Annotated in this window: 6 protein-coding genes; 3 read left to right on the top strand and 3 right to left on the bottom strand. The window is 66.7% G+C overall.

Annotation, left to right across the window (positions count from 1 at the left end; genetic code table 11):
* On the bottom strand, positions 1–1,380 hold the full coding sequence (locus EV646_RS32600) for a hypothetical protein (RefSeq protein WP_132155482.1): 1,380 nt from the start codon (positions 1,378–1,380) through the stop codon (positions 1–3).
* Positions 1,377–2,762, bottom strand: a complete 1,386-nt coding sequence (locus EV646_RS32595; protein WP_132155480.1) for a hypothetical protein — start codon at positions 2,760–2,762, stop codon at positions 1,377–1,379. Before EV646_RS32595 ends, EV646_RS32600 begins: the two co-directional genes overlap by 4 nt.
* A gap of 211 nt (positions 2,763–2,973) precedes the next feature.
* Between EV646_RS32595 and EV646_RS32590 the strand changes: the two genes are divergently transcribed.
* A complete protein-coding gene (locus EV646_RS32590; protein ID WP_132155478.1) occupies positions 2,974–4,446 on the top strand; it encodes an amidohydrolase family protein in 1,473 nt (490 codons plus the stop codon).
* 24 nt (positions 4,447–4,470) lie between these two features.
* Positions 4,471–5,913 (top strand): S8 family peptidase, encoded by a 1,443-nt coding sequence (locus EV646_RS32585; protein WP_132155476.1) that lies wholly within the window; start codon positions 4,471–4,473, stop codon positions 5,911–5,913.
* Here the strand turns inward: EV646_RS32585 and EV646_RS32580 are convergent.
* Positions 5,910–6,251, bottom strand: a complete 342-nt coding sequence (locus EV646_RS32580) for a hypothetical protein (RefSeq protein ID WP_132155474.1) — start codon at positions 6,249–6,251, stop codon at positions 5,910–5,912. The two genes, EV646_RS32585 and EV646_RS32580, sit on opposite strands and share 4 nt — an antisense overlap.
* 600 nt (positions 6,252–6,851) lie before the next feature.
* On the opposite strand from EV646_RS32580, the gene rox reads away from it, so the two are divergent.
* The gene (gene rox, locus EV646_RS32575) at positions 6,852–8,279 is read left to right on the top strand and encodes a rifampin monooxygenase (protein ID WP_132155472.1); all 1,428 of its coding nucleotides are present in this window, start codon (positions 6,852–6,854) and stop codon (positions 8,277–8,279) included.
* Positions 8,280–8,324 lie beyond the last annotated feature (45 nt).

Genomic DNA, 8,324 nt, shown 5'->3' with positions numbered 1-8,324 from the left:
TCACCCGACGAGCTGCCGGGCTTCCTCCCACTTCTCCAGAAGCTGTTCGGCTGTGTCGGCCTCAGCGAGCACTTGCCCGAGAGACGACGCGAAGAGGTCCAGATCGGCCAGGAGCTCTGGGCTGCCGACCGCCCTCAGCGCTGACGTGAGGCGTCGTACCGCCTCCGCTCGGTCCACGCCGGCCAAACGCCGCGGGATCTGAAAGTCTGGATCGCGCACGCTGCGGGCCAGCGCGGCCAAGTACGCCGGTCCGCCGCTCCGATGCCAGGCAATGGTGAAGCGGCGGTGGTTCTCGACGAGTTCGAGGCACTCGTCCCGCTGCCGCGCCACGAGCCTCAGCAGCTCGCGACCACCCGGCGTCAGCCTGAGTCGCTCGGCCACGTCGGCGTACGGTGTACTGATCGGAACCGGACGGTCGGAGTCGATCCAGTCCAGCACGGTGTAGGCGGAGTCGGGGTCGGTCGGGATCACGTCGATGTGGAGCTGCAGCATCACCTCGTCGAACGGGATGCCGAAGCCTTCCTTGCCGTTGCCCTTGTTGTGCAGCACGCAGACCATGCCGGTCGCGAGGCTGACATACACCGAACCCGAGTCGCCTTTGTTGCTCATCCGCGGGAACGGATCCAGCGGAGAGATCTCCACCCGGCCCGGGTCGACATCGGTGATCATGCCTCTGGTCAGCCCGGTACGCGCGCCAACCTTCCAGACCTCGTCCAGTACGACGGGCGCGGCCGAACCCTCGATCCGGCCCTCGAGCTCGGTGGCGCCGTCGGCGCGCAGGATCCGCCGGATCTTGGGCGCATAGGCGATGTCGGAGTCGAGTTCGGCGATCGCACAGTCCAGGTCTTCGTCGTAGTCGAGGACTTCGCCGATCTTGCCGCAGGCACAGCAGCACGACTCGCGCCACCGCGGCTGTCCGACGCCGTCCCCGATGTCACCGCCAGGGTCGATCAGGACATGCCAGTTGCTGAGCAGGACGACTCTGTCGTCATCCGTACGGCGGCAGAAGCAGCCAAGGGTTCCGGTGCCTCCGGCCACTTCCGCCCCGATCCGGGACCCGCCGACCTCGGGCGAGTAGTCGGTGTGGTCGTTCTCGTCGTTGAACCCGATCTCGTTGACCGGCAGCCGCTTCACCACGACGTCGGTCGGCACTCCGGCGATCTCGCGCGGGACGAGCTGGTCGGGCGGCAGTTCGGACTCGGGCAGTTTCTCGTCCACATGCACGCGGAAGACGAACTCCTCGACGATCTCGCCGGCGCGCTCCCGTGCACCAACGGCCACCCGGGAGACGCCCGGAATCCGCATCAACTCCTCGCGCACCGCGGGAAGCAGCGCCTTCAGACGCTCTGTCTCTGCCTTCTTCTCCTCGTAGCTCGTCATCGCGCGCTCGCCGGGATCCGAAGACGGCCGAGGATGTCGTCCACGCTGGATCCGGCTCCGAACGCGGCGGCCAACGACGGACCGAACTCGGCGAGGTCGGCCCGAAGGTCGTCACTCGCCTCAGCCGCAAGTGCGAGCTCGATCCGCCGCAGCGCCTCTGCACGCTCGACCCCATCGATCTGCTCGGGGATCCGGTAGATCGGATCCCGCGCACTTCTGCCCAGGCTGGCGAGCCAGGCGGGACCGCGGCTGCGATGCCACGCCACCGTGAACTCGCGCCGCCGATTGACCAACGCCAGGCACTCCTGCACATGCCGGTCGGCAATTCTCAGGAGCGTCCGGCCGGCCTCGTCGTCTCGCAACCGTCCCACCAGGCTGTCGAACGGCGATGCCGCCGGCAACGGGAAGAGTTCTTCGCCGTCCTCGTCGTACGCCTCGGTGTAGACCGCATTGGGATCGCTCGGAATGAGTGAAATGTTGAGCACGGCCAGGACGTCGGCCATCCTCCGCATGATCCCGGTCTTCCCGTCGCTGGTGGTGATCGCGCGCAACAGCCCGACCACCATGCCGGTCGCCTTCTCGACCACGACCGATCCCGAGTCGCCGGGTTTCGCGAAAGTGCTGAACGGCGGCTCGACCTCGATCTCGATTCGGGGCGCGAATTTCGTCACCTTGCCCCGGGTCAGGCCCGTCGTCTTGCCGACCTTCCAGACGATCTGCGCCAGTACGGGCGCAGCCACGCCGAGAATCAGGCCTTCTTCCTCGACCGTTCCGTCCGATCTCTTGATCCGCCGGATCTTCGGGAAGAACTTGACGTCCGACTTGACCGAGGCGATTGCACAATCGACGTTCTTGTCGCCTTTGAGCACCTTGCCCATCTCGTTGCAGGTGCAGCAGCAACTCGCGTCGTACCGGGGCTGACCGACACCTGAATCTTCTTCGGCGTTGCCGTCGAACAACACGTGATGGCAGCTGAGCAGGACCACACTGTTGTCGTCGTTCCGCTTGCAGAAGCAACCGAGGGTGCCATGTCCGCCCGCGCCCTCGGCCCGGATCGACACTCCGCCGACCTTCGTGCCGTAGTTGCGTTTGTCGTCCTCATCGCCGAAGCCCAGCAGGGGAATCGGCTCGGTGTACTCCTCGACGTCGATCGGCACACCGCGGATCGAGTCCGGGATCAGCTCACCCGCGGGGACTTCCGCTGCAGGCAGCTTCGTTCGCACCGAGACGACGTACACGGCCTCGTCCTCGATCCGGCCGGCGCGCCGGCGCAGTCCGACGCCGACCTCGACGACGCCCGGGATTCCGAGCAGCTCGTCGCGCACCTCGTCGTACGAGGCCATCAGGCGATCCTGAACAGCCGCCCATTCCTCCCCGGCCACGCATCCTCCTCCCCCTTGAGAATGCGACTCCGCCGAGGGATCCCGGCGGACACGCGATTTTCATCGTGGCGCACCACCGCACATCTCAGCAACCCCTCGCAACAGAACCCCCGATCGTTGAAAAACAAATACTTGTCCGCCGAATAGGTCTCGCCGTGGCCTGGACTCCACCTCGCGGCGGTGCCATTCTTCGACACTAGGGGCGGGTGCGATGGCAGACTTCGTGGTGGACGTGCATTGTCACGTGTTCAATGCGGATGACCTTCCGGTGCGGGGCTTCGTGCAGCGATTGCACTTGCACACGCCCGCGCTGGGTCCGTTGCTGGCGACCTTGATCGATCGGGTCGTGCAGGGCGCCGCGCCGGGCTATGCCGAAGACATGGCGCGCATCCGGCGTCTACTCGCGACAGGTGGCGAGACCGTCGCCGACGTACTCGGTCCAGCGACCTTCGGAGCCGCGGCCGGATTGGAGTCCGTCGGCGGACTCGAGAGTCAGACAGATGTTGCTTTCGACGATCTGCTGGCACAGGATCCCATCTTCGTCCGGCGACTCAGTAGCTCGCTGGAGACAGAACTGCGTCGTACTGGCACCGGTACCGATGCTGGGGCGCCATCCGCCGAGGGGTGGACCGATCGCCTCGCCGATGCCCGCCGCGCCGTTCGATGGGCCAAGCTGTTCGGCCTGTCGCGGCTCGACCTCGCCGCCGAACTTGTGCGCAACTCATCGGCCCAGGTCGACCTGTTCTGCCCGTTGCTCGTCGATCTCGACACCGGTCTGGGTGATCGGGCAAAGACGACACTTCGTCAGCAGGTCGAGCTGTTCGAGGGCATCAGCAGCTTGAGCATGCTCGGCCGGCTGCCGGGTGTCGACAACGCGAGGCTGCATCCCTTCATCGGCTTCGACCCGCGCCGCCAGGTCAACGCGGTGCTCGCGGGGCTGGCCGAAACGCCGTTCGACGTGGTCAAGTCAGCGGTCCTCGAGCACGGGTTCGTCGGCGTGAAGGTCTATCCGCCGATGGGATGGTTGCCACTGGGCAACACAGCGACCATCGACATGACCGCCACCGAGGCCGTGCTCGTCGACTCCGAACTGCGGAAGTTCTACGACTGGTGCCAGACCGAGCAGGTGCCCATCACCGCGCATGCGAACCGGTCGAACTATGCGGACGACTCCTTCAAGGACTTCGCCGGGCCGGTCGGCTGGACCGCGGCCCTGCGGGAGTTTCCCGGCCTCCGCGTCAACCTCGGCCACTTCGGCGGAGCCCGCGCGAACGAGCCCGCCTCGGGCTGGCCCTGGCGGATGGCCAAGCTCGCAGTGGCCAACGAGCATGTGTACGCCGATGTCGGCAACCATCGCATCGATGACACCGGCATCGCGCGCGCCTACTTCGCGATGCTCGGCGAAATGATGGCCGCGACCGCGAAAACTGCACCGATGACCGACCGGTTGATGTTCGGCTCGGATTGGTTCATGCAGGCACTCCTGCCGGCTCACGACCAGTTCCTCGACAGCTATCGCTCGCAGTACCGCAAGGCCTTCGGCGTCGCCGCCACGAAACGCTTCCTCGGCCGCAATGCCCTACGTTTCCTGGGCTTCGACGATCCCGGCAACCGCAACGCGATGCGCCTGCGGCAGCGGTACCAATTGCTCGCACCGGATCGGATTCCCGACTGGCTCGCTTGATGTGCACGACACTTTGGGGGAAACATGGCAACCGCACAAGAGCGGCGCGCGGCCGTCGCCGACGCCCGCGCGACGGTCCGCTCCCTGTATGGCAGCGAGCTTGAAGCGAAGTCCACTGACGACTTCTGCCTGACCGTCAGTCTGAGTCGCCGATCAGTCGCGCCGGGCTTCGGTCTGGAGGCCGTCGCCCGCGCAGCGCCGACTGGTATGCCTGCCATTCCCACCGTGGTCGAGTTCGCCGCGCCGGCCACGCCTCCGCGCGTCCCGATTCCCCGGGAGCTGTCGAACTGGTCGGCCATCGGCACAGAGACGCACGCGGATAGTACGGTCGCCTACCCGAACACGACGATGCTCCGCAGCGCACTGGTCCACACCGCCCGGACATCGGCGTACCAGGTGGTTGGCGATGTCTACAACGAGATCGAAAGGCTCTCCGGTACGTCGCTGGGACCGGCGCCCGAGATGGTCGGAGTCCCGCAGATCCCGACCCTGGTCACCCAGATCTGCTGGCTGAACCACACCTTGCGCACCTGGGCGGGCCCCGAGGTCCTGGCGGATGTCTGCGCCGACCACAACGTCACTTCGGTCGACGTTCCCCGGCGACTCGAAGCCGACGCCACTGCCCGCAACCACACAGCGATCGGCTACCCGGCGTTCTTCGACGCCGAGCACCTCACCGGCAAGGGCATCACCGTCGCGGTCATCGACACGGAGGTGGCGCTGAGGCACCCCGCACTCCGCGGCCGGGTTGTCCAACGCCGGAACTTCACCGCTGAGCCGTGGGGCAACCCAAGCAGCCACGGTACGGCGGTCGCCGGGATCATCGCGGCGGACGACATCGACAACGGGGGCATCGCACCCGGCGCGACCATCTACAACTACAAGGTGCTCGCCACAAGCCACCTACTCAACGGTGACAGCTTCAGCGGCGGCCTCGCGATCCAGCACGCACTGGAGGATGGGGCAGCGATCGCGAACTGCTCGTGGGGTGCCGGCCCAGTCACCAGCACCAAGAGCCCGGAAGCCGTCGCGGCGGAAGCTGCCTGGGCGCTGGGAATGGTAGTGGTCAAGAGTGCGGGCAACCGAGGCCCAGGACGCGCGACGATGACCCGCCCTGCCGAGGCCGAGGGCATCATCGTCGTCGGCGCGACAGATCTCGACGGCAAGGCGGTCGAAGACTACAGCAGCCGTGGACCGGCTGGGCCGCGATCCGGACCGGATGTCGTCGCTCCCGGCGGCGGTGCCGGCGGCAACATCGCGGCATGTCTCATAGCGGGCGGCTTCGGAGACGCAGGCGCCGGGACCAGCTACGCGGCTCCGCATGTGTCCGGCATGCTGGCTCTCTGGTTGGAGAAGGATCCCACCCTCGATCCAGGCCAGCTCCGCGACAAGCTCGTGAACGAAGCCAAGCGGATCTCCCGCGGCACGGTGTCGGCGAAGGGCAAGGGGCTAGCCCACTTCGCTTAGTCCTCGGCTTCCAGCTTCGCCGGGAGGTCCAGAGCGACAACGTGGTCGTCCGTGGCCAGATCGTCGACCTGCTCGGCCCGGAGCCTGGTGTGAATGGTCGAGTTGATCCACGCGGTGTCGATGATCTTGCCACCGGAGGAGGTGATCCGTTCGCTCATCGATGCGACGTCACGCTCGAACCGCTGCTTGGCGACAGCGATCTTCTGTCCGCGGCTGCCCTCGGTGGGCAGCTCGGGCGGCGCCAGCGCGACCACAACCTCGACGTCCTGCTCCGAGCCGGCGTCATCCAATTTCGCCCGCAAACGCGGACTGACCTTCTGATCCGCCTCGTCACTCATCGACTGCCTCCGGTCTCCTCCCACCGACACTACCCGCTCGATCCGTCCCGACCGCAGTGCGCGGAAGTCGTCGTACCGTCGCCGGGAATGAGCTCGGGTGGGAGATGCCGGGCGGTGGTCGATGAAGACGTCGTGGCGGCGATGGCGGGGAGCTGTCTTGGTGGGGTTGCCGGCTGGGCTGATCGGTCGGTTGCTGGCGGCCGGCGAGCGTACTGATTATCCGGCGGGGAGCACGATCTACCGGGAGGTTCGGCGCCCCGGGCGATGCTGATCGTCCATGGGCTGATCCGGGTCTAAATGAGTTCGCCTGAGGAGCGGCACCGCCCAAAACCCCGGCCTGGTCATCCTCCCAGCCCACGACCCAACCGCCGCACGCCGCCTGACGGAGACCTCGAGATGAGAGTCGCGGGGAGTCGCTCACGTTGTGGCGTGGGTGGTTGGACTTGGTGTTTGGCCGGGCCTGACTTTCGGCCGGCAAAAACAAAGGCAAGGAGAATCGTCTCTCCCTGCCACTTTCAACATATAACGCGGTAGGGGACTTGCCGCAAGCCCCGCTTCGTGCTGGAGAATCCCGGATTGGCTTATCGAATCGGGGTTTTCATGATTGACGTGATCGTTGCCGGCGGCGGACCGACCGGGATGATGCTGGCGAGCGAGTTGCGGCTGCACGGCGCACAGGTGCTTGTCGTGGAGAAGGAGCCGGAGCCGACGCCCGTGGTCCGCTCGATGGGACTGCACGTGCGCAGCATCGAGGTGATGGCGCAGCGCGGTCTGCTGGAGCGGTTCCTGCCGCTTGGCACGCAGTATCCGCTCGGCGGCTTCTTCGCCGGTATTCGCAAGCCTTCGCCGGAGCGGCTGGACACCGCCCACGGCTATATCCTCGGCATCCCACAGACCATCACCGACCGCCTGCTGGCCGAGCATGCCGCCGAGGTCGGCGCCGAGATCAGGCGCGGCAGCGAGCTGGTTGGGCTGCGCCAGGACGACGATGGGGTGACCACTGAGCTGGCCGACGGCACGCAACTGCGTTCGCGTTATCTCGTCGGCTGCGACGGCGGCCGCAGTACGGTGCGCAAGCTGCTGGGTGTCGGCTTCCCCGGTGAGCCAAGCAAGGTCGACACGCTGCTGGGCGAGATGAAGGCGGACGCTCCGCCAGAGACGATCGCCGCCGTCGTGGCTGAGGTACGCAAAACCCAGCTGCGGTTTGGCGCCATACCTCTTGGCGACGGGGTGTACCGCGTCGGCGTACCTGCCGCGGGCGTGGCCGACGACCGGGCCGTGCCGCCGACTCTCGAGGAAATCAAGCAGCAGCTGCTGGCGGTCGCCGGGACCGATTTCGGCGTGCACTCAGCGCGCTGGCTCTCGCGTTTCGGCGACGCCACCCGCCTGGCCGAGCGCTACCGGACCGGCCGGGTGCTGCTGGCCGGCGACGCGGCGCACATCCATCCGCCGGTCGGCGGGCAGGGGCTCAACCTCGGCGTCCAGGACGCGTTCAACCTCGGCTGGAAACTGGCCGCCGAGATCAACGGCTGGGCCCCTGAGGACTTGCTCGACAGCTATCACACCGAACGGCATCCAGTGGCAGCCGACGTACTGGAGAACACTCGCGCGCAGATGGAGCTGATGTCCATCGAGCCTGGGCCTCAGGCGGTGCGCGGGCTGCTGACGCAGCTCATGGACTTCGAGAACGTCAACCGGTATCTCATCGAGAAGGTCACCGCGATCGGGATCCGCTACGACTTCGGCGAGGGCCACGAACTGCTCGGCCGGCGGCTGCGAGACGTGGAGCTGAAGCGGGGACACCTTTACGAGCAGATGTACGACGGCCGCGGCGTACTGCTCGACCAGACCGGCCAGCTCTCGGTCGTGGGCTGGGCGGACCGGGTCGACCACATCGTCGATGTCAGCGACGAACTGGACTTCCCCGCGGCATTGCTACGGCCCGACGGCTACGTGGCGTGGGTCGGCGAGGACCAGCAGGATCTGCTTACGCACCTAGCCAAGTGGTTCGGCGCACCCTTCAGCTGAACCCGCGAGTTGGTAAGCATGGGCAGAAGCCACGAGTTGGAGTGC

It is taken from the genome of Kribbella antiqua (genome assembly GCF_004345665.1).
In the GTDB taxonomy this organism is placed as follows: Bacteria; Actinomycetota; Actinomycetes; order Propionibacteriales; family Kribbellaceae; genus Kribbella; species Kribbella antiqua.
This window is presented reverse-complemented; position numbering and strand designations above follow the sequence as displayed.

Coding starts and splice junctions, on each gene's coding strand:
- EV646_RS32600 (WP_132155482.1), bottom strand. CDS start 1,380: ATGACGAGCTACGAGGAGAAGAAGGCAGAGACAGAGCGTCTGAAGGCG.
- EV646_RS32590 (WP_132155478.1), top strand. CDS start 2,974: ATGGCAGACTTCGTGGTGGACGTGCATTGTCACGTGTTCAATGCGGAT.
- EV646_RS32585 (WP_132155476.1), top strand. CDS start 4,471: ATGGCAACCGCACAAGAGCGGCGCGCGGCCGTCGCCGACGCCCGCGCG.
- EV646_RS32580 (WP_132155474.1), bottom strand. CDS start 6,251: ATGAGTGACGAGGCGGATCAGAAGGTCAGTCCGCGTTTGCGGGCGAAA.
- rox (WP_132155472.1), top strand. CDS start 6,852: ATGATTGACGTGATCGTTGCCGGCGGCGGACCGACCGGGATGATGCTG.